Source organism: Eleftheria terrae (genome assembly GCF_030419005.1).
Classification (GTDB): Bacteria; Pseudomonadota; Gammaproteobacteria; order Burkholderiales; family Burkholderiaceae_C; genus Caldimonas; species Caldimonas terrae.
Genome location: NZ_CP106951.1, coordinates 189,105 through 209,895 on the forward strand (window position 1 = coordinate 189,105; position 20,791 = coordinate 209,895).

A 20,791-nucleotide genomic window follows, 5' to 3' on the forward strand; every position below is an offset into this window, starting at 1 on the left:
CGCCCGCTGTGGCGCCGGCCGGTTGGCTTGCCGCCGCGGCGCTCAGCCGGGCGGGCGCCGCAGGTGCTGCAGCTTCTGCGGATTGCGCACCACGTACACCGCGGCAATGCGGCCCTGCCCGTCGGGCTGGATCGACAGGGTCTGGATCGGCGAGCCGTCGACGGCGTCGTACACCAGCCAGCCGGGCAGGCCATTCACCTCGGCCAGCATCACCCGCTGGCGCTCGCGGTCGGCCTGCCGCGCGAAGCCGGTGAGCGCCTTGGCAATGCGGGCGGCGCCGATCAGGGGGCGTGGCACGGCGGTCACCACGCCGCCGCCGTCGGAGACGAACTTCGCATCCTCGGCCAGTGTGCTGGCCAGCGCCTCGACGTCGCCGCGGGCCAGTGCCTCGGCGAAGGCGCCCAGCAGGCGCTGCCGCTGCTCGGCCGCGACCTCGCAACGCGCATAGCCGGCACGCAGGTGCTGGCGGGCCCGGCTGGCCAGCTGCCGGCAGGCGGCGGCCGAACGGTCGAGGCGCTGGGCCACTTCGTCGAACTCGAGGTCGAACACGTCGTGCAGCAGGAAGGCCGCGCGCTCCAGCGGGCTCAGGCGCTCCAGCGCAAGGAGGAAGGCATTGGACACGTCCTGGGCGTACTCGCTGGTCACATCGGCACCGGGGTGGAAGTCGTGGGCCTCGTTCACCAGCGGCTCGGGCAGCCAGGCGCCGACGTACTGCTCGCGGCGGTGGCGGGCGCTCTGCAGCCGGTCCAGGCACAGGTGGGTGGTGACCTGCGTGAGGAAGGCGCGCACATTCACCACCTCGGAGCGATCGGCGGCCTGCCAGCGCAGCCAGGCGTCCTGCACCGTGTCCTCGGCCTCGGCGCGTGAGCCGAGCATGCGGTAGGCCAGCGCGCGCAGGTAGCGGTAATGCGGTTCGAACTGCAGGTCGGCCTGCGGCCGGGGGGCTGCGGGCGGCACGGTGGAGGCAAGGGCGGTCATCGCTTCGGTGGAGAGCTCAGTGGGCATGGGTCGATGGGGACGGAGGAAGGGTGAGGCCGGCCACCTGCACCCGCTGGCACGCCTGGGCATGGCCGAGCGCGTATTTGAGCATTGGATACATCCGGGCGGCCGCAATGCCGACGGCCAGCGCCGCCAGGCCGCGGTCGCCCCAGCGGCGGCGCAGTGCTTCGCCCAGGGGCGCGATGTCGGCACGGCGGTCCACCACTGCATGCGCGTAGCGCCAGCCGAGGGCCGCGGCAGCGTCCAGCCGGTCCAGCTCGTCTTCGCAGTCGCACAGCGCTGCGGCCAGCACGGCGGGTGGCACGCCGGCGGCCAGCCCCATGTCGACCGCCAGCTGGGTGCAGGGGCCGCAGTCTTCGGCGCGCAGGGCAACGATCCTGGCCGCGTACCACGCGGCGGGCGGCACGTCGCCGCGTGCCTCCGCCAGGCGGCCGGCCCGGGTGAAGCCGAGGAAGGCGCGCCGGCTCATGGCCAGCAGCTGCTTGAGGTCGCTGGCGTCGTAGCCGAAGCGGCGCTCGAAGCGAGCGATCTGCCAGCGGATCAGGGCGTCGATCATCGGCTCAGTCCTTGCGGGCGGGTGGGGGCAGCGCGAGCGCCAGGGCCAGCAGCGCCGGGAGGATGACGCCGGGCATGTCGCGCCACAGCGCCGGCCAGCCACAGCGGCCCAGCAGCGTCTCGGCGAGGTGGACGCCGGCGTGCAGCAACAGGAACAGCGCCCCGGCCAGTGCCGCCGGTGCACCGCTGGCCGGCCGGGCTGCGCGCCAGGCGAGGCCGGCGGCGCTGACCAGGTAGGCACACCCGATGTCACGCACGAAGTGCAGGTTGAGCGGGCCGGTGAAGGGCACGCCCGGCACGCTGTGGTACCAGGTGTCGGGAGCCAGCAGCATCGCCAGGCCGTTGGCGGCCAGGCCGAGCGCGAGCAAGCCGCGCAGCAGCAGAAGGATCATGGCAAGTCGATGGCATGAAGTCGGCACCCCTTCATGACGACACAGCCTCGCACGGTGTGACATGCACCGCGTCGCTGCCGGGTGGCAGCGAGGCGGGCAGGTTCAGCGGGAGGCGCGGCGCTCGTTGCCGGCCCACATCGCGGTCCAGGGCTGCGCTTCCTCGCGGCCCGGACCGTGGCTGGCGGAGGCGCCGCCCGCGGCGCCTGAGCGCCACATGGCCGGCAGCACGCCCATCAGCGGGGGCAGCACCGCGAGCTGGCGCATCAGGGTGCCGATGCTGTCGGTGGCGGTCTTGGTGCGCACGCTGGCGATGTGCGAGCGGATGGTGGCGATGGCCACCCCCAGCAGCCGCGCGATCTCGTCGGGCCGGGTGCCGGCGGACAGCGCGGTCAGCACCCGGCTTTCGGTGGAAGTGAGGCCGTGGCTGCCGGCATAGCCCTGGATCGACAGCTCGGTGCACACCTCGCGCTTGCCGAGCAGCAGCAGGATCGGCCGTGGGCCCTCCGGCTCCAGCGTGCCGAGCGGCACGACGGATACGTTGAGCCGGTGGTCGGCGTCACCGAGGGCCAGCAGCTTGCGCAGGCCGCGAGCGGACGCGGTGCGCAAGGCCGAGTACAGCACCGCCGCATCGACGCAGCGCCGCGTGTGCAGCTGCCCGCCGACCAGCAGCAGCGGGTCTTCTCGCTGCAGCTCGAAGCGCGCCATGCGGTTCAGGTGCAGGGTATGGGCCTGCTCGTCGAGGATCAGTGCGCCGTAGTCGATCTCGTCCAGCGCGGCGGCCAGCCAGCGGGTGTCGGCCGCCAGCGAGGTGCGGGGCAGTGCGCTGCCGTAGGGCACCGGCCGGGGCGTGGATTCGGCCGGCGGGTCGGCCCGGGCGGGGGCAAAGATCGTGTCGGACATGAAAGTCTCCTGCGGGGGCCGGGGCGCACCGCGCGTCTCGGCATGACTCAAGATTAGGGAGAGCAGGGACTCACCGACAGTGAGTAATGCCGGGCGGCGATGCGACATATTCACGCTGGCGCAGCCGCCCGGCCAGCGGGCCTAGCGACCGAAGCAGACGTCCACGTAGACCTGCTTGCCGTCCACATTGCGCTCGACCAGGTAGCACTGCGAGCCGCTGTGGCGCACGACGCCCAGCGAGTCGATCTTGCGCACCGTGGTGCCGACCGCGGAACGGCAGAGGTTGCCGGCCGGCGCAGGCGCCTGCGCACCGGCACCCGCTCCAGGCTCGGGCTGGGCGGGCGCCGAGGCGGTGGCGGTGGCCGGTGCGGTGCCGGTGGCCGGTGCAGTGGCGGACGGCCCCGCCGCGGCGTCGCCGCTGGCGGCTGCACCGGCTTCGCCGGCCGCCTTGGGCATCTCGCGGCAGCCGCGGCCGAACACCCGCTCGAGTTCCTCGGTGCACGGCTGGCAAGGCGGCAGGAGCCGGCCCTCGCGGTCCACCACGTAGGAGTTGCCCTGGGCGTCGTAGACGATGGCGAACACGCCGTTCTGCGGCAGTGCGCCGGTGCGCGGCGGCTTGTTGCCGGGCGGTGGCGCCACCGGCTTGGCGGACAGCGCCGGCAAGGGCTGGAAGAGGATCAGGCAGGCCGCGGCGGCCATGGCAAGGCGGGTGGATCGGGGGGCTGAAAGGAACATCGAGGTCTCCATCGTATTGGCATATGCCTAGGGGCGGGAACAGCTGCGCTAGAAGCGCACCTCCAGCCGGCCAGCGATCGTGCGGCCGGGTTGGAACGGGGGCACTTGCGCCCTGGGCTCGCCCAAGGTGATCACGTCCATGCCCTGAAACTTGAACTGCCGGTTGAACAGGTTGGCCACTTCCAGGGTGGCGGTGGCCGACCGCGACGGCAGGCGCCAGCGCAGGCCGAGGTCGACCAGCCAGAAGCGCTCGGAGGGGGTCTCGATGGAGGAGGAAGCAGAGGGGTGGGCTTCGATGCGCTGCTGCACGCCGCGCACCTCGCCGAAGGCGGTGAGGCCGCCTGGCAGGAAATAGGCCAGCCGCATTGGCAGCTGCCAGGTGCGCGCAGCCAGCGGACGGTCGAGCACCGCCGCGCGCGTGGACAGGCTTTGCGCGTTGCGCTCGAGGGCGACCGATGCCGCCCAGCGGGCGCCCCAGCGCGTTTCGAAGTGCAGGCGGTAGAGGTCGGAGCTCCAGCGCTGGTTGCAGCCGGCCGGGCCGCAACGGCCGTTGCTGGCCGGCTGCACCGGCACCGACAGCTGCCCGTGTACCGCCTCCGCGCCCCAGCGCGAGGCGGTACCCAACGGTTGGTCCAGCCCGAGGCCGACCCGCCGCGAGCGGGTGCCGTCGGGGTCGTCGAACAGCTGGTTGAAGCCGGCGAACTGGGTCGGCTCCAGCGTCTGTTCCTTGGCTCGCGCGCCCTTGACGCTGCCAAACAGCGCCGCCCGCACGCGCAGGCCCGCCGGCCCTTGCAGCACCACCCCCAGCTTGGGATGGGTGCGGTGCTGCCGGATGTCGCCATCTTCGTAGCGGTCGTGGCTCAGCCCCCACAGCAGGGTGGTGGGCGACGCCAGGCTCCAGCTGCCGTAGGCAAACAGCAGGTCGTGCCGCACCGGCGGCTCCTCGGTGCGTCGCGCTGGCGTGCTGCAGAGCGGCGCCGGGCACAACGGCGGGCGCAGCACGATACGGCTGGTGATGGTGCGGTCATCGCGATAGCGCGAGCCGCCCAGCGTCCATTGCAGCGCGCCATGGTGGCCGGAATGCAGCAGCTCGGCCAGGCGGCTGTCGCGGCGCAGCTCGTCGTCGAAGGTGAAGGGGGGAGTGTTGTAGACATCCTGCAGCGCGCCGGTGCGGCGGCCGCGGATGAAGGACGCCAGCCATTCGCTGTGCACGTCGGGCGCGTAGCGCAGCCCCAGCCGCACCGCCTGGGTGGTGAGGTCGCGCCGGTGCTCGAAGATGGCAGGCAGCAGCGGGTGGGTGGTGTCGCCGACGTCGCCGGTGGTACGGCGCCATTCGGCCTGCACCCGCAGCTGCGGCGTCAGCTCGTGCTGCCAGAGCAGGCTGTTGAAGTCCAGCCGCACATCGGCCCGTGAGCGGAAGCCCTGCGTCTGGTAATGGAAGTGGCCCAGCGAGAACTGGCCAATGGCGGTGTTGCGCCAGGCGAGCAGGGCCCGGCCGAACTGGTCGCGGTTGCCGGCCATCAGGCCCAGGCGCAGGCCGCCGGGCTGCTCGTCGAACCAGGCACCGGTGTCCTGCAGCGCAAGGGCACGCGGCCCGTAGAGCACCGGCAGGCCGGGCTGCAGCTCCTGCGGCGGCACCGGCTCGGCGCGTGGCGACTGCCGCAGCTGGGCCTGCAGCAGCTCGCTGACGCGCGCGGTCTCATACCGAGGGTCGCGCGCATAGGCCTCGGCGAGCAGGCGGTGCGCGGTGTCGCTCTGGGGGTCGTCGAGCAGCGCGCCGCGGGCCGCCGAGAGCAGCGCAGCGTCGAAGCCCAGATCGTGCCAGACACTGGCCAGTGCCGCGGTGCGCGCGGCGCGGTCGATGTCCAGCAGGGTGCGCGGCCGCAGCACGGCGCGCTCGTCATTGAGCGCCAGGGCGCGCTCGAAATCGGCGGCGGCCTCCACCGGACGGTTGTCCTGCTGCTTGCGCATGCCTTCGTAGAACCAGGGCGTCGGGTCGCGCGGGTCCATCTGGCGGGCCAGCGTGAACTCCTCGCCGGCCAGCCGGCCGCGGCGTTCGGCGAGATAGGCCCGGCCGAGCAGCGCGCGCAGTTCGGCATCGCCGGGCGCCAGCATCACCGCCATCTCGAACCGGCGGCGGCCTTCGGCCAGTGCGCCGGCGCGCAACAGCGCCAGGCCCTGACCGACATGAGCCAGCGGGTCGCCGGGCGCTTCGGCCTCCGCCTGGGCCAGGGTCTGCCGAGCCGCTGCGTCTTCGCCACGCAGCAGCTGGGCAAAGCCGATCAGCGCGGTGACCCGCGGTGTGGCGGGGGCCAGCGCGCGGGCGCGGGCCGCGCTCTGCTCACCGGCGCGCAGCTCGCCGGCGGAGAGCTCCAGCTCGGCCTGCCGGGCCCAGGCCAGGGGATGGCCAGGCTCCAGGGCCGTGGCCTGGCGTGCCGCCGCGAGCGCGGCCGCCGGATCGCGCCGGGCCTGCAAGGCATAGCTCAGGGCCAGCTGCGGCGCGGCGGCACGGGGATCGAGCGCGACCGCTTCGCGGGCCGCCGCTTCGCCCTCGGCAGGCCGGTTGCGCACGACATGGATGACCGACTGCAGGGCGAGCCCGGCCGCCATGTCGCCACCTCCGGCGGCACGGCCTCGTGCCAGCAGCGCCTCGGCTTCGTCGATGCGGCCGACACCCAGCCACCAGCCGGCCCGCTCCACCGCGAGCGGCTCCACCAACGCGGCCGGCCAGGCGGCCAGTGCGTCGTGGTAGCGGCCCGCGGCGGCGTGCCGTGCGGCAGCGCCGGCCGCGGGCGGCAGTGCAGCCAGGGCCGCCTCGCTGGGGCGGGTGACCTGCGGGTAGTACATCGCCCACCGCACGGCGTCGAGCGGCTGCACCTGCAGGGCCACCGGGGCCGCGGCGCCGCTCGACTCGGCTGCCTGGCCGGGCAGCAGGGTCTGGCGGCCGGCCGCATTGTGGGCCTGCACCCGTCCTTCGGCCACGCTGACGCGGGCCGTGCCGTTGTCGACCGCCACCGTGAACTCGGTGCCCTCGACCATGGCATTGAGATAGGGCGTGGCCACGCCGAAGCGCTTGGCGAAGCGCGTCAGCACATGCAGCGCGCCGCGCAGCAGGCCCAGCTCCGAGGGCTGGTCGGCGGCCACTGCGGTGAGCGTCAGCACCGAGTGCTGGTCCAGCCTCAGCAGCACATCGTTGGCCAGCACGATGGCGGCCCGGCTGCGAGCGCGCACGGCCACCGTGTCACCGGGGCAGAGCCGCTCGTTCAGCGTGGCGGGGCGCCAGCGGTCGGTCTGGGCGGGGCGGATCTCGACCACCCCTTCCACCGAGGTCAGGCGGCCGCCGGGTGGCTCGCATGCCAGGGCTGCGCCGGCCGGGCCGGCCAGTGCCAGCACGGCGATGCGGCCGAACCGGCCCAGGACCCCTGAGCCACCGGCCCAGGCCGTGATGACAGTGACGACGTGTCTGACCATCGCAAGGACGGTCTGCCGGGGGACCGTCCCCTCCTTCCTGAATGTGCCGGCGTTCGCCGCGGACCCGGCGATGCAGCCTGGGGCGCGACTACTTGGCATTGAGCACGATCGGCTCTTCGCTGTCGAGCCGATCCATCAGAAACCGCGCCGGCCCATCCTCCGGGCAGCACTCGAGCAGGGCACGCAAGGAGGCACGGGCCAGCTCCAGCTGCCCGGCCGCGCGCGCGGCAAGCGCCTGGGCGTAGAGCGACGACACCCGGGGCGTGGGAGGCATTGGATCGCCCAGGCCCACCGGACGCTGCTTGCCGACGAGCAGGAACCGCCCGAGCGGCCGCACATCGGGCCCCGGCAGGTGGGCGGCAACGACGTCGGACACCAGCACCCGGGTGCCCAGCAGCTTGTTGGCCGACTGGATGCGGCTGGCGGTGTTCACGATGTCGCCGACCACCCGGGGCTCCGCATGCTCCGGGTCGCCCACCTCGCCCAGGGCGACGGGGCCGAAGTGCAGGCCGATGCGGGTGGGCCAGGCATCGGCATCGAAGGGCGCGCCAACGGCATTGGGATTGAGCGCACGGTGCAGCGCGCGGGCCGCGTCCACCGCTGCCTGGCAGGCCGCAGCCGGCGAACCGCCGGACAGCCAGATGCAGACGGTGGAGTCGCCGGCATGGTCCACCACATGGCCGCCGTGTTCTCGAACGATGGGGAATACTTTTTGAAAATAAGCATTTACCCAAAGACGTGCATCAACTGGTTCACGAGCCTCGACGCGGCGGGTGTAGTCCTCGATGTCGCTGCTCATGCAGACGACATAGACGTCCTCCGATCGGGCGTCAAGCTCGCGCGCAAGCCGGGCCACCGCCTCGCGCGGGCCATAGCGGTCGAGCGCCGCATGCAGCCGGCGGCGCTGGCGCTCGACCTCGGCAAAGCGCAGCAACAGCCCGCTCAGGGCGGCGGCCGGCAGCACCACCAAGATGGGCAGCGCCATCGGCAGCCACAGGCCGGCGCGCGCGAACAGCATGCAGGCGGCTGCGGCATGCAGCCCGGCCACCGCCAGGCTCAGCAGCGCCGCGCGCGCCGGCGACGACAGCAGCCAGGCACCGAACACCGCGGCAGCGAAGGCGGCCACCAGTGCGGCCCGGGCCGCCGGGGGCAGCGGCCGCAGCGCGGAGCCGTCCATCCAGTTGGCGACGGCAGTGGCAGCCAGCTCGACGCCGCTCACGTCGAGGCCGTCGTCGGTGCTCCAGGCGGTGGGGTAGCCGTCGCGCTGCTCGGTCTGCTTGAACTCGGACAAGCCCACCAGCACCGCGCGGCCGCGGAAGCGCGCCGCCTCCGGCGAGGAGGTGCGCAGCCAGGTGAGCGCCCGGTCGTAGGGCACCGTGTCGATGTGGCCCGGCGGGCCGTAGAGGTTGAGCCAGACCCGGGTGTCGACCTCGCTCAGCACGCGCTGCCAGGCCGCCACCGCGCGCGACGCCGCCGGCCGCTGCGCTGCCGCGGGGCGGCCCTCCTGCGGCGGGCGGCTGCGTGCCGCGCGGCGCAGTTGCGCCAGCCAGCGGGCCGGGTCGCCGGCCTCGGCGGGCACGCCGAGGGTGGCCGACAGCGCCGTCAGCGGCATCGGGTCGAGCGCCGCGGCCAGCACCAGCGGCAGGGTGGGGCGATCGTCCTGCTCGGGAGCGAAGGCCAGGTAGTTGGAAACGCCTTGCGGCGTCTTGGGCAACACGAAGGGCGCGGTGGCCAGCGTGGCGTTGGTGAACAGGGGCAGCGCCGGCATGCTGCGGTCGATCACCGCCTGCGTGGCGCCGGCGCGCACCACGTCGCGGCGCAGGTACTCGACCAGCACGACATTGCCGGCCTCGCGCATCGCGGTGCTCAGGCGCTGGTCGTCGGCTTCATCGCGCGGGCGGTCGAAGAGCAGGTCGAAGGCCACCACCGCCGCACCGTGGCGGTGCAGGCCCTCGATCAGCTCGGCATGCCAGCGGCGCGGCCAGCGGTCGGGCCGCGGCGCGGTGCCGAGCGCCTCGGCGGCTTCGGTGTTGAGCGCGACGACGGTCACCCGCGGCGGTGCCTCGCGCGCGCCCCGCATCGCATACAAGGCGGCGAGCCCCAGGCCGGGCTCCAGCGACTGCAGCGGACTCAGCGCGAGCGCCGCGCCGATCGAGGCAAAGCCCGCGACGAGTACGGATTGGCGCAAGGGCAGGCCAAGCCGGTATGCTGTCGAACGAGCCGCATTCCACATCGCCGCCACCATATGGATCCTTCCTCCGGTCCACGCGAACACCCGCAGCTGAGGGCAGTGCCGCTGTTCTCGCAGCTGCCGCTGCACGCCCTCGACGAGCTCGACCGCCACACCCGCCGGCGCAGCTACGCCAAGGGCGCCATCCTGGTCAACGAGGGCGACGCAGGCAATGAGCTGTTCATCGTCTGCTCCGGCTCGCTGAAGGTGTACCTCAACGACGACCAGGGGCGCGAGGTGATTCTGTCGGTACTCGGCCACGGCGACCACTTCGGCGAGCTGGCGCTGCTGGACGGCGCGCCGCGCTCGGCCAGCGTGGAGGCGCTGGAGCGCAGCGACCTGCTGGTCATCAACAAGCCCACCTTCGAGGCCGTGCTGCACGGCAACCCGGCCTGCATGGACGTGGTGGTGCGCGAACTGGTGGGCCGGGTGCGCGAGCTGTCCGAGAACGTGCGCGCGCTGGCGCTGGTGGACGTGTTCGGCCGCATCGCGCGGCTGCTGCTGTCGCTGGCCCGGGAGGACGGTGACACGCAGGTGGTGCATCCGCGGCCGACGCAGCAGGACATCGCCAGCCGCATCGGTGCTTCGCGCGAGATGGTGAGCCGGGTGCTGAAGGAGCTGGTGGTCGGCGGCTACCTGAGCATCGAGGCCGACCGCATGGTGATTCATCGCAAGTTTCCGAGCCGGTGGTGAGGGCCGCGGCCGGTTGGTCGCGGCCCCGTGTCCTGCCTCAGCAGGCCCAGGGGTAGGCCGAGCAGGTGTTGGTCACCATGGTGCCGAACGTGCCGTTGAGCTGCGTGCCGCCCTGCACCTTGCGGGCCGGGTCGATATAGCCCCAGGACACCACCGAGGTGACGCGGTTGCCCTCATACTCGGACGGCACCGGGCTGCTGTTGACGTAGTCGGCGCGCAGGTTCAGCACGATGGGCCCGCCGCTCGATCCGCCTTCCATGTCGGAGCCGAAGCTGCCGTTGCCGGTGCCCGAATCGGTCACCATGCTTTCCACCCGGTGCAGTTGCCCGCCGGAATCGAGGTTGCCGGGGTAGCCCAGCACGCTGTTGTGGCGGCCGATCATCGCGGGGTACTTGTAGCCCAGCCAGCCGGTGTAGTCGCCGATGCGGTAGCCGCTGCCGTTGCGGTTGAAGACGATCAGTGCGAAGTCGCCGGCATTGGGCACGCCGCCACCGCCGCACGCCCAGGTGGTGGTGGTGGTGGCATAGGCCCAGTTGGCCCAGGTGCCGTAGGGGCGGGTCTCGACCGCGCCGACGCGGCGGAAGCCGGGGATGAATTCGAAGCTGTCGTAGAAGCCCTCGCTGCCGCCGCGGCAGTTGGCGCGGTGCACGCAGTGGCCCGCCGTGACCACCACGCCGGGCTTGATCATCGAGCCCGAGCACATGTAGCGGCCGCCGGTGGAGGGATCGCGGAAGTAGAGCTTGCCCACCGTGCGGGTCGGATAGGTGGTGTCCGAGTTGTTCGGATAGACCCGGGTCGAGGTGAAGTGCACGCCCATGGTGCCGACCGCCGAGGGGGCGACGCCGTCCGTGGCGGCGGCGGGCAGCAGCAGCGCGCTGTACGTCTTGCGCTGGGCGAGGCCCGCGGCGTCGCGCCCGCCGGCCGAGCCGGCAGCGCTGGCGCCACTGCCGGTGAAGCTGGCGGCCGAGACGGCGGCGTTGTAGTCGAACACCGAGGCCGGCAGCACGCTGACACGTGGCAGGGGCAAGGCCTGGGCGCGCGCATAGTCGGCGTCGCTCCAGCCGGCGCTGGCGGTGGCGGTGCCTTGCATCGATTGAGCGGTGACCGAGACGAGCCCGCGGGCTGCGTTGTGCTGTGCGCCGGCGCTCGCCGCCGCCAGGGTGGTGATGCAGGCGAGGAACAGCTTGGTGTTGGTGTGCATATGGAACTCCCGGAAAGGACAACTGTCGCCAAACCCACTGGCGCCCTGTGTGCCGGTGTTGCGACGGGAGCAACGATAGGTGGCCGCTTTTCCGCACGCCTCCTTCACACATACTAGAAATGCTTCAGGGGCGAGGCGATGCGGCCGCCAGCCCAGGCGCGCCGGCCATCGGCGATTTGCCATCCCCCTTCGGAGGGGGTCCCCCCTCGCGGGCGGGGTGGCCGGCACCTCCCTCCGTGGTGGGATGTGGCCGCTGCGGCTGCGGCCTATGTTTGCGGCGTGGTGCCTGCCTCGGTCGCGTTGCCGGGCGGTGCCACACCGATGCTGCACCTGCCGTGCAGCGTCCTGCACCACCGCAAGGAGGACATCATGAGAGACCTGAAGTTCCAGCCCCTGGCGTACCAGGAGGGGCGCATCCGCGTCTATGTCGACAGCAGCGTCACCTACGACCTGGAGAAGATGAACCGCATCACCGCGGCCGTCCTGGAGAAGTACGGCTGTGCCGGCTGCCATTCGGGCCGCACGCTGGACTTCGTCAGCCTGCGCGACTTCGTCGTCAACCCGGTGACGCTGGACATCGAGGACGTCGCGGCCCGCCCGGCCTGAGGCGGTGGCCATGCGAGCGCTGGGCGTCGGCTTGACGTACTGGCCGGTGCTCTCGCCGCTGTTCGAGGGCGACACGCCGGCCGCTGCCGTGCTGGAGCTCGAGCCGCAGACCCTGTGGACCAAGGTCGCCACCGCGGCCGGCTGGCAGTACCGCTGCAACGAGGCGCTGCTGGCTCGCGTGGCCGCGCTGCCCCAGGCCAAGCTGCTGCACGGCGTGGGACAGCCCCTGGCGGGCGCCACCCGCGATCCGCTGCCGCATCGGTCGCTGCTGAGGCAGGCGGCCGATGCACTGCGTGTCGCCTGGGTCAGCGAACACCTGAGCTTCAACCGGGTGCGCCGCCAGGGTGGCGTGCAGGAGGCCGGCTTCCTGCTGCCGCCGCGCCAGCGGCCGGCGGCGGTGCGGGTGGCGGCCGATGCGGTGCGGCGCTATGGCCGTGCGCTGGGCCGGCCGGTGGCCTTCGAGACCGGCGTGAACTACCTGCGCCCGCAGCGTGACGAGATGAGCGACGGCGACTTCTTCGCGGCGGTGTCGCAAGCGGCCGGCTGCGGCATCGTGCTGGACCTGCACAACCTCTGGTGCAACGAACGCAACGGCCGCCAGCGGATGGCCGAGGCGCTGCGCCAGGTACCCCTGGAGCGGGTGTGGGAACTGCACCTCGCGGGCGGCATGCCGATGGGCAGCTACTGGCTCGACGCGCACAGCGGCGCAGTGCCAGAGCCGGTGATGGCGCTGGCGGCCGAGTGGCTGCCGCGCCTGCCGCAGCTCGGCGCGATCATCTTCGAGATCCTGCCCGAGCATGTGCCGCGGCTCGGCCTGGACGGCGTGGCGCGGCAGCTGGAGCGCCTGCAGGCGCTGTGGGCGCTGCGTCCACCGCGCACGCTGGCCGTGCCCCGGCTGCACGCGGCAGCGCGCCGGCGCCCAGCGGCGTCCAGCAGCGACCTGGCCGCCGTCGCTGCCTGGGAGAGCGCGCTGGTGGACACGCTGCGCGGCCAGGTGCGGCCCGGCTTCGGCTGGCTGGCCGCCGATCCCGGCGTGGCGCTGCTGGCGGAGCTGGTGGCCGACTTCCGCCGCGCCAGCCTGTCGAAGGTGTTGCGCTACACGCTGACGCTGCTGCTGGGCACGCTCGGCGAGGCGGAGACCGCGGCGCTGCTGGCGGCCTACCTGGTCCAGCACCCGCCGGACAGCTTCGCTGCGGTGGAAGCCGAGCAGTTCACCCGCTTCCTGGCGGCGCACGAGGCGATGCTGCGGCGGGTGCCGCACCTGGCGGAGGTGCTGGCCTTCGAGCAGGCCTTGCTGCGCGCGACCCTGTACGGCGAGAGCCGCCAGCTGCGCTGGAGTGTCGATCCGGCCGGGCTGTTCGAGGCGCTGGAGGCCGGGCGAGTGCCCGCCGCACAGGCCGCCTTGCCGACCACGATGCTGATCACCACCGCCTGACTGCAGCCGTGAACAGGAGAAATGTCACTGATGTGCAGGGCGATCGGCTGTTGCCGGGAACCGATCGGCGGTTCGGCGAACTGATGCAGGCGTGCAGCAAATTCTTCACATCGGCGTGAGATGGCGAAGCGGCTCGACGGCCGCCGCAAACACGCACTCGCGGCACTGCCAAATCCGCACGCGTTGACACCCCTGGCAGCGCCTCCTATAAACCGCGTTTTGCTTTTCAGCAGGATCGATCGCCTCGTGACGCATCTCTCCCGCCGCCGTTTCGTCGCTGCCCTGGCCGCAGCACCGTCCCTCGCCGCCTTGCCCAGCTGGGCACGTGCCGCATCTGCCGCCCCCACTGCCGCAGGCTCCCGCGCACTCAAGTTCGCGCACCTGCACACCGGCGAACGCCTGAGCGTGGAGTATTTCGCCCAGGGCGCCTACCTGCCGGATGCCCTGGCCGAGATCAACCGGCTGCTGCGCGACTTCCGCACCGCGGAGGTCAAGCCGATCGATCCCCATCTGCTCGACCTGCTGCACGGCCTGGCCGAGCGCACCGGCACCAGCCGGCCGTTCGAGATCATCTCCGCCTACCGTTCGCCTCACACCAACGAAGCGCTGCGTGGCAAGAGCGCCCACAGCGGCGTCGCCACCCGCAGCCTGCACATGACGGGCCAGGCAATGGACATCCGGCTGGCCGACGTGTCGCTGCCAGACCTGCGCCGCGCCGCGCTGTCGATGGGCGCCGGCGGGGTCGGCTATTACCCGGAGTCGCGGTTCGTCCACGTGGACACCGGGCGCGTGCGCGCCTGGTAAGCCGGGGCGGGGCCGGCGAGCTCCCCTCCCGCGCTGGCCCGCCGGCATGGCGCCCCGGCTCAGGCGGGCGAGCCGTACAAGGCTTGCTCCAGCTTCTTGTCGTGCCCGTAGATGTCGGTGGCGAAATGGATGCTGCCGTCGCGCGGCGACACCATCGCGGTCACGTAGAACAGCAGCACCTGGATCGGCTGCTTCAGCTCCACCCGGGCCTGCTGGCCGGCCGACATGGCCGCCTCGATGCGCTCGCGCGTCCATTCCGGCTGGTCCTGCAGCGCCCATTGCGCCAGCGCCAGCGGGTTCTCCACCCGCACGCAACCATGGCTCAGGTCGCGCCGGCTGCGGTCGAACAGCTGCTGGGCCGGCGTGCCGTGCAGGTAGACCGCGTCGTCGTTCGGGAAGATGAACTTGGCCGGTCCGAGCGAGTTCTTCGGTCCCGGCCGCTGGCGCACCCTCAGCTGGCCCTGTTCCAGCAGCGCCAGGTGCTCGGGGGTCACCTCCACCGGGCGCGCGTCGTCGCCGGGCCCCTGGACCAGCTCCATCTCCTGCGCGGCCAGGTGCCCGGGGTTGCGCTGCAGGGCCGGCAGCAGTTCCTCGCGCACGATGGAGCGGGGCACGTTCCAGTACGGGCTGAAGACGATGTAGCGCATTTCCTCGACCATGGCCGGCGTCTCGGTGTCGAGGGCGCGGCCGACGATCACGTCCATGTCGAGCGCGGGCTGGCCGTCCAGCGCCTGCGGCCCGCCGGCCCAGAGCTTGAACATCGGGATGTTGATGCCGACGAAACGCTGCGCCTGCAGCGGCGGGAACCAGCGCATCCGCTCCAGCGCCAGCTCGATCTGGCGCACCCTGCGGGCCAGCGGAACGTCCAGTGCCGCCAGCGTCGACTTGCCGAGCACCCCTTCGGCCGGCAGGCCGTGGCGGGCCTGGAAGCGCTTCACCGCGTCGACCAGCGGCCCTTCGTAGAGGGCGCCTGCTGCCGGCGCCGGTGCATCCGCCGGCAGGTCGCCCAGCAGCACCAGGCGCTGGTGCAAGGCCGGCACGCCGGCATAGGGCTGGCCTGGCCGCAGGTCCTTGCCCACCGGTGGCAGGGGCGCCGGCGCGGGCTGCTCGGCCAGCGAACGGTAGCGCGCCAGCATGGCCCGCAGGCTGCGGTACTGCTCCAGCGGCGGCCGTAACGAGTCCACCGCCTCCCCGAGCCGCTGGCGCTGCAGCGCTGCCCGCAGCGGGCCGGCCAGGGCATTGGGGTCGGTGGCCTTCTCCGGGGTGCGGAAGCCCATGCGGCGCGGGTCGGCCCGCCCCGCGTGCAGGTGGCGCAGGTAGCGCAGCATGCTGCGGCTCAAGGCCAGGTCCAGCGCGGCCGCCTCGGCATCGCCCGGCAAGCCGGCCGACTGTGCGGCGGCCACCTTCGCTTGCAGCTCCTGCGCCTGGTAGTCGGCGGGCTGCAGGCCTTCGGCGGCGGCGCCGCTGAGCAGGCGCACCGCCTCCGCCGCGCTCGGGCCGGGACGGTGGGCCTGGTCCAGCCACAGCGGACGCCATCCTCCTGGCTGGTAGAGCGCCTGCAGCGGACCGCGCTCATCGGCCGGCAGGGCGCCTTCGCCTTCGGCGGCGTTCAGGCGGCCTTGCAGCACGGCCGCGGCACCGGTGGGGACCGGTGGCGCCACGGCGGCGGGCGCTTCCGGCCCCGGCGGGCTTGCGTCGGGATGGCGGGCGCCATCGCTGCAGCCCAGCAGGGCCAGTGCGAGGCAGGCGCCGGCCAGCAGGCCGGAGGGAGCTAGCGGCCGCTTGGTGGACCAGGCCGGGCAAGCGGGGGAACGAACGAGGGGACTGCGCATCGGTTCGGGCCGGCAGGCCGGCGGGAGGGAAAGTCGGCTCCATTGCGCCAGAGCCGCCGGGCGCTGTCGGTCGGCCAAGCGCCGACATCCGGCGTGGGGGCGACGCCGGCCCGGGGCCCGGCCCTGCAGGCTGCGCTCGATGGCAACGCCGGGTATCCGCCTTGCTAACAGCGCCGTATGGCACTACGACCCGACGACAACGTTTCCCTGGACGATGTGACAAGGGGCCAGCAGGCCCTGGTGAAGGACGCGGCCTGGGCCAGCCTGGCCGGCTCGCTGTATGGCGGCGTGATCCTGGTGGGGTTTGCGCTGGCCCTGGGCGCCGGGCCGATGCACATCGGCCTGCTGGCCGCCATACCGTTGATCGCGCAGGCGGTGCAGTTGCCCGCCATCGCGCTGGTCGAGCGGGTGCAGCAGCGCCGCAAGATCACGGTCATCGCCGTCACGCTGGCGCGCACGCTGATCCTGTCGCTGGCGGTGCTGCCCTTCATCGGTGATGCGCCGGTGCAGCTCACCTGGCTGCTGCTGGCGCAGTTCACCATCTCGGCGCTCGGCTCGGTCAGCGCCTGCTCGCTCAACTCCTGGCTGCACCAGCTGCTGCCGCGCGAAGGGCTGGGCGCGTTCTTCGCGCGCCGGCTGTTCTGGGCCACCACCATCGCCTGTGTCGGCACGCTGTGCGCCGGCCTGCTGGTGGACCACGCCCCGTTCGAGCAGCAGCTGCATGCCTATGCGGTGTCATTCGCCGGCGCCGGCCTGGCGGGCTATGTCAGCTCGTGGTACCTCTCGCGCGTTCCGGAGCCGCGCATGGCCAGCGTCAGCCATGGCACCGTCTGGTCGCGGCTGCGGCTGCCGTTCACCGACCGCAACTTCCGCAACTTCCTCGTCTACATGGCCAGCTGGAACGTGGCGTCCAGCTTTGCCGCGCCGTTCCTGACGGTCTACCTGATGCGGCAGCTGGGCTACCCCTTGAGCACGGTCACCACGCTGTGGGTCGCCAGCCAGGTGGCCAACGCGCTCACGCTCTACGCCTGGGGCCGCATCTCGGACCGGCTGTCGAACAAGGGCATTCTGTCGGTGGCGATGCCGGCCTGGTTCGCCTGCATGCTGGCGCTGGTCTTCACGGCCGAGCCGTCACGACACGCGCTGACCCTGCCGCTGCTCTATCTGCTGCACCTGGTGATGGGCGCGTCGGCCGGCGGCATCGGCCTGGCCAACGGCAACATCGGCCTGAAGCTGGCGCCGCAAGGGCAGGGCACTGCCTATCTTGCGGCCATCAGCCTGGTCGGATCGGTGGTGGGCGGGCTGGCGCCACTGGCCGCGGGGGGGCTGGCGCAGTGGCTGCAGGACAAGCAGCTGTCGCTGGTGCTGCACTGGGCGTCTTCGTCGCGGGTGAACGATGTGGCCTTCATCGACTTCACGCAATGGGAGTTCCTGTTCGTGGTGGCCGCACTGTTCGGGCTCTATGTGCTGCACCGGCTGTCGAAGGTGCAGGAGGGCGAGCACGTCAGCGAGCGGGTGGTGGTGCAGCAGTTCGCGCTGGAGGCGATGCGCACGGTCAACAACATCTCGTCGGTGGGTGGCATGCTGGGCAGCTTGTTCACCTTCGCGCGGCTGTTCGACCGCCGGCTGTACACCCGCACGGTGTACCGTCGCGAAGGCGAGGCGCGGCAGGGCTGAGCTGCCGTCCCCGGCGGCAAGGAGCGGCAGGCCCTGCCAGGCCGATCGCCGCCGCAGGGCGGTGGCCTGTGTGCAATCCGGCACGCCGGGTGCGCGGCCGCGGACGGCCCAGGTGTGCAAATTTGCCTGAAGCCGGCCTCAAGGTTCAGGAGCGGCGGTCGATATGCGCTGGGTCGAGTTCTCGGTCCGCCTGTGCCGCCCCATGCCCTTTGCCCTGTTTCCCCACCGCGGGTCGTCGGATCGCCTTGGCCGGATCTATGCGTCCAGTGTCGCGGCGACCCTCGTCCTGATCCTGCTGCTGTGGCTGGGCGCCGGGTGGTCGATCTCCGAGAGCCACCGCACCGCGGTGCGCTTCGCCTTCCTGCAGGCCGACAGCGCGTCGCAGAAGCTGGCCGAGCGCACGGCACGCCTGCTCGAGCGGGTGGACCAGACCGCCATCATGGTGAAGTTCCTGCAGGAACGCGACGGCATGGTGGACCTCAAGCGCCTGGAGCGCGAAGGGCTGCTGGTCGACCCGGCCACCCTGCCGGCCGTGCACCTGCTCGACGCCCATGGCCGGGTGGTGGCCAGCACCCTGGCGGGGCTGGATGTCCAGCTGGGCGACCGCGCCTACTTCCGCGCGGTGCAGCACAGCGGCGATGACCGCCTGGTGGTGACGGCACCGGTGCAGAGCCGGGCCCGCAAGCAATGGGTGCTGCCTGCGGCCAAGCGGGTGCTGGCGCCGGACGGCAGCTTCGCCGGCGCGGTGGTGGTGTCCTTCGATCCGATCGTCCTGACCCGCGGCTTCACCTTGCATGGCCACCCGGACGCGCTGGTCGGCGTGATCGGGGAGGATGGCCTCTACCGCGCCCGTTCCTCTGGCAGCTCGCATTCCATCGGTGTCAGCATTCCGCGCGAGCGGCTGCAGCAGGCCACCCGCATCGAGCAGCGCCAGCTGGCGCCGGCGGTCAGCCCCATCGACGGCATTGCGCGCTTCAACTCGGCGGCGCCGGTCGGCCGGCATGGCTTGTATGCGGTGGTGGCCGTCCCGGAGAGCACCGCGCTGACCGAGCATCGGTCGGTGCGCCGGCAGATCCTGGCCATTGCGCTGCTGTCGAGCCTGGGCATCGTCGCCTGCGCCGTCTTCCTGACGCGCCAGGCGGTGCGCATCGCCCGCACCACGCAGGCACGCACCTTGGCGGAGGTGCGGCTGTTCAACGAGAAGGAATTGCTCCATGTGACGCTGCGGTCCATCGGCGACGGCGTCATCACCAGCGACGCCGAGGGCCGGCTGACCTACCTCAACCCGTCTGCCGAGGACATGACCGGCTGGCCCACCGGCGAGGCGGCCGGCCGCCCGGCCAGCGACGTGCTGCGCATGGTCGATGCCGAAGGCGCCAGCTGTGGCGATCCGCTGGACCAGGTGCTGCACGAGCGCCGGCCGGCCACCGGCGGCACCGAGCTGGCCGTGCTGTCGCGCAGCGGCATGCAGCGGCCGGTGGAGCATTCGGCCGCGCCCATCTTCGACCGCGAGGGCGCCCTGCTTGGCGCGGTGATGGTGCTGCACGACGTGACGCGGGCGCGCCGCCTGGCCCAGCAGCTGTCGTGGCAGGCCAGCCATGACGCGCTCACCAACCTGCTCAACCGCACGGCCTTCGAGGAGCGGCTGGATGCCGCCATCGAGGCCGCCGCATCGCAGGGCCGGCAGCACGTGCTGATGTTCCTCGACCTGGACCAGTTCAAGATCGTCAATGACTCCTGCGGCCACATCGCTGGCGACGAGCTGCTGAAGCAGCTCAGCCACGTGCTGTCGACCCAGGTGCGCAAGGACGACACGCTGGCCCGGCTGGGCGGCGACGAATTCGCGCTGTTGCTGAAGGACTGCCCGCTGCCGGCGGCCATGCGGGCGGCCGACGCGGTGCGCCAGCAGGTGCGCGACTTCCATTTCGTCTGGCAGGACAAGAAGTTCCAGCTCGGCGTCAGCATCGGCGCGGTGGCCATCCACGACGGCCGGCACAGCCGCACCGATCTGCTGCGCATGGCCGACACCGCCTGCTACCTGGCCAAGGACAACGGCCGCAACCGCATCCACGTGTATGACGACGCCGACCATGTGGTGGTGCAGCGGCAGGGCGAGATCGACTGGGCCTCGCGGCTGCAGAACGCGCTGAGCGAGAACCGCTTCCTGCTCGAAGGCCAGCGCATCGAGCCGCTGCGCGAGTCGGAGGCCGGCATGGCGGGCTACGAGATCCTGATCCGGCTGCGCGACGAGAACGGCCGGGTGGTGCCGCCGATGGCCTTCCTGCCGGCGGCCGAGCGCTACGGCCTGATGGCCGGCATCGACAAGTGGGTGATCGACAAGGCCCTGGCACTGCACGCGGCCTGCCGCGGGAAATGGCCGGCGGCCACCCGCTTCTCGATCAACCTGTCCGGCGTGACGCTGTGCGATCCGACGCTGGTGGAGTACATCACCGGCAAGCTCGCGGAGCACCGGGTGCCGGCCACTGCCATCTGCTTCGAGGTGACCGAGACGGCCGCCATTGCCAACCTGGGCATCGCGGTGGACCTGATCCACCGCTTGCGCCGCCTGGGCTGCCGCTTCGCACTGGACGACTTCGGCAGCGGCATGTCGTCCTTTGCCTACCTCAAGCAGCTGCCGGTGGACTATGTGAAGATCGATGGCGGCTTCGTCAAGGACATGCTGGACGATCCGGTGGACTATGCGATGGTGGAGGCCATCCACAACATCGCCCAGCGCATGGGCCTGAAGACGGTGGCCGAGTTCGTCGAGAACGCCCAGACCATCGAGGCGCTGCGTGCGCTGGGGGTCGACTATGTGCAGGGCTATGGCGTGGAGCGGCCGCGGGCGCTGGACAAGCCGGGCGGTTGAGCCGCCCGGCTGCTGCAGGCTCCGGGCCCGGCCGGCACGGTCGGCGTAGCGGGCGAAGCCCCGCATGCGGCCGGCGGCGCGCCGCGCATCGGGCACACGCTGGCGGCGCAGCTTTCGTAGCGGCCGCCCCGGGGCGCGGCGGGACGCCGGGCGCGCGTGGCAGCCGGTCCTGCCGGCGGTGGGCGCGGGGCGTCCCGGCCGGACCTGGCGCGTCTGCTGGCCGAGCGGCGCCGCCGCCTGCGGCACACTGGGGGTGGCCGGGGACAATCCGGCAAGCCTGCAGGCCTGGGCAGCTGCCGCGATGGCGGCCGGCCCGCGCCCAGCCCGGGGCAGCAGGGCGTGATTTTTTCTGGGCGCGTGTCGTGCTGGATGTACCGAAACGGCTCAACTTC

15 protein-coding genes are annotated in these 20,791 nt (G+C 72.2%); 6 read left to right on the forward strand and 9 right to left on the reverse strand.

The window, feature by feature from the left end; all coding sequences use genetic code 11:
* Nucleotides 1–42: 42 nt before the first annotated feature.
* The 7 genes from sigJ to N7L95_RS01325 form a co-directional block, all read right to left on the reverse strand.
* Complete coding sequence (sigJ, locus tag N7L95_RS01295; protein ID WP_435870049.1) at nucleotides 43–1,005, reverse strand: RNA polymerase sigma factor SigJ; 963 nt, start codon at nucleotides 1,003–1,005, stop codon at nucleotides 43–45.
* The gene (locus N7L95_RS01300; RefSeq protein WP_301258016.1) at nucleotides 995–1,555 is read right to left on the reverse strand and encodes a hypothetical protein; all 561 of its coding nucleotides are present in this window, start codon (nucleotides 1,553–1,555) and stop codon (nucleotides 995–997) included. The genes sigJ and N7L95_RS01300 overlap by 11 nt, the downstream gene beginning before the upstream one ends.
* Nucleotides 1,556–1,559: 4 nt before the next feature.
* Nucleotides 1,560–1,946: a hypothetical protein gene (locus N7L95_RS01305; RefSeq protein WP_301258017.1), complete on the reverse strand. Its 387-nt coding sequence runs from the start codon at nucleotides 1,944–1,946 to the stop codon at nucleotides 1,560–1,562.
* Between the two features lie 102 nt (nucleotides 1,947–2,048).
* Entirely contained in the window at nucleotides 2,049–2,846 is a 798-nt protein-coding gene (locus N7L95_RS01310) for a helix-turn-helix transcriptional regulator (RefSeq protein WP_301258018.1), read from the reverse strand.
* A gap of 141 nt (nucleotides 2,847–2,987) precedes the next feature.
* A complete protein-coding gene (locus N7L95_RS01315) occupies nucleotides 2,988–3,581 on the reverse strand; it encodes a hypothetical protein (protein WP_301258019.1) in 594 nt (197 codons plus the stop codon).
* 48 nt (nucleotides 3,582–3,629) lie between these two features.
* Nucleotides 3,630–7,052, reverse strand: a complete 3,423-nt coding sequence (locus N7L95_RS01320) for a FecR domain-containing protein (RefSeq protein WP_301258020.1) — start codon at nucleotides 7,050–7,052, stop codon at nucleotides 3,630–3,632.
* Nucleotides 7,053–7,140: 88 nt separating this feature from the next.
* Nucleotides 7,141–9,240, reverse strand: a complete 2,100-nt coding sequence (locus tag N7L95_RS01325; RefSeq protein WP_301258021.1) for a CHASE2 domain-containing protein — start codon at nucleotides 9,238–9,240, stop codon at nucleotides 7,141–7,143.
* 57 nt (nucleotides 9,241–9,297) lie between these two features.
* On the opposite strand from N7L95_RS01325, the gene N7L95_RS01330 reads away from it, so the two are divergent.
* Nucleotides 9,298–9,975: a Crp/Fnr family transcriptional regulator gene (locus N7L95_RS01330; RefSeq protein ID WP_301258022.1), complete on the forward strand. Its 678-nt coding sequence runs from the start codon at nucleotides 9,298–9,300 to the stop codon at nucleotides 9,973–9,975.
* 37 nt (nucleotides 9,976–10,012) lie between these two features.
* On the opposite strand, the gene N7L95_RS01335 is transcribed toward N7L95_RS01330, so the two are convergent.
* Nucleotides 10,013–11,176, reverse strand: a complete 1,164-nt coding sequence (locus N7L95_RS01335; protein WP_301258023.1) for a trypsin-like serine protease — start codon at nucleotides 11,174–11,176, stop codon at nucleotides 10,013–10,015.
* A gap of 369 nt (nucleotides 11,177–11,545) precedes the next feature.
* Between N7L95_RS01335 and N7L95_RS01340 the strand changes: the two genes are divergently transcribed.
* From N7L95_RS01340 to mepK, 3 genes are all read left to right on the forward strand, one after another.
* The gene (locus tag N7L95_RS01340) at nucleotides 11,546–11,782 is read left to right on the forward strand and encodes a hypothetical protein (RefSeq protein WP_301258024.1); all 237 of its coding nucleotides are present in this window, start codon (nucleotides 11,546–11,548) and stop codon (nucleotides 11,780–11,782) included.
* A 10-nt stretch (nucleotides 11,783–11,792) separates the two neighbouring features.
* Nucleotides 11,793–13,217, forward strand: coding sequence for an MbnB/TglH/ChrH family RiPP precursor modification enzyme (locus tag N7L95_RS01345; protein ID WP_301258025.1), 1,425 nt, complete (start codon nucleotides 11,793–11,795; stop codon nucleotides 13,215–13,217).
* A 246-nt stretch (nucleotides 13,218–13,463) separates the two neighbouring features.
* Nucleotides 13,464–14,021, forward strand: coding sequence for a peptidoglycan L,D-endopeptidase MepK (mepK, locus tag N7L95_RS01350; protein ID WP_301258026.1), 558 nt, complete (start codon nucleotides 13,464–13,466; stop codon nucleotides 14,019–14,021).
* 59 nt (nucleotides 14,022–14,080) lie between these two features.
* Here mepK and N7L95_RS01355 read toward each other — a convergent pair whose 3' ends face one another.
* Entirely contained in the window at nucleotides 14,081–15,853 is a 1,773-nt protein-coding gene (locus tag N7L95_RS01355; RefSeq protein WP_301258027.1) for a L,D-transpeptidase family protein, read from the reverse strand.
* A 177-nt stretch (nucleotides 15,854–16,030) separates the two neighbouring features.
* On the opposite strand from N7L95_RS01355, the gene N7L95_RS01360 reads away from it, so the two are divergent.
* Both N7L95_RS01360 and N7L95_RS01365 read left to right on the forward strand, forming a co-directional pair.
* Nucleotides 16,031–17,530: an MFS transporter gene (locus N7L95_RS01360; protein WP_301258028.1), complete on the forward strand. Its 1,500-nt coding sequence runs from the start codon at nucleotides 16,031–16,033 to the stop codon at nucleotides 17,528–17,530.
* Nucleotides 17,531–17,693: 163 nt separating this feature from the next.
* The gene (locus N7L95_RS01365) at nucleotides 17,694–20,399 is read left to right on the forward strand and encodes an EAL domain-containing protein (RefSeq protein ID WP_301258029.1); all 2,706 of its coding nucleotides are present in this window, start codon (nucleotides 17,694–17,696) and stop codon (nucleotides 20,397–20,399) included.
* The last annotated feature ends 392 nt before the right edge of the window (nucleotides 20,400–20,791 follow it).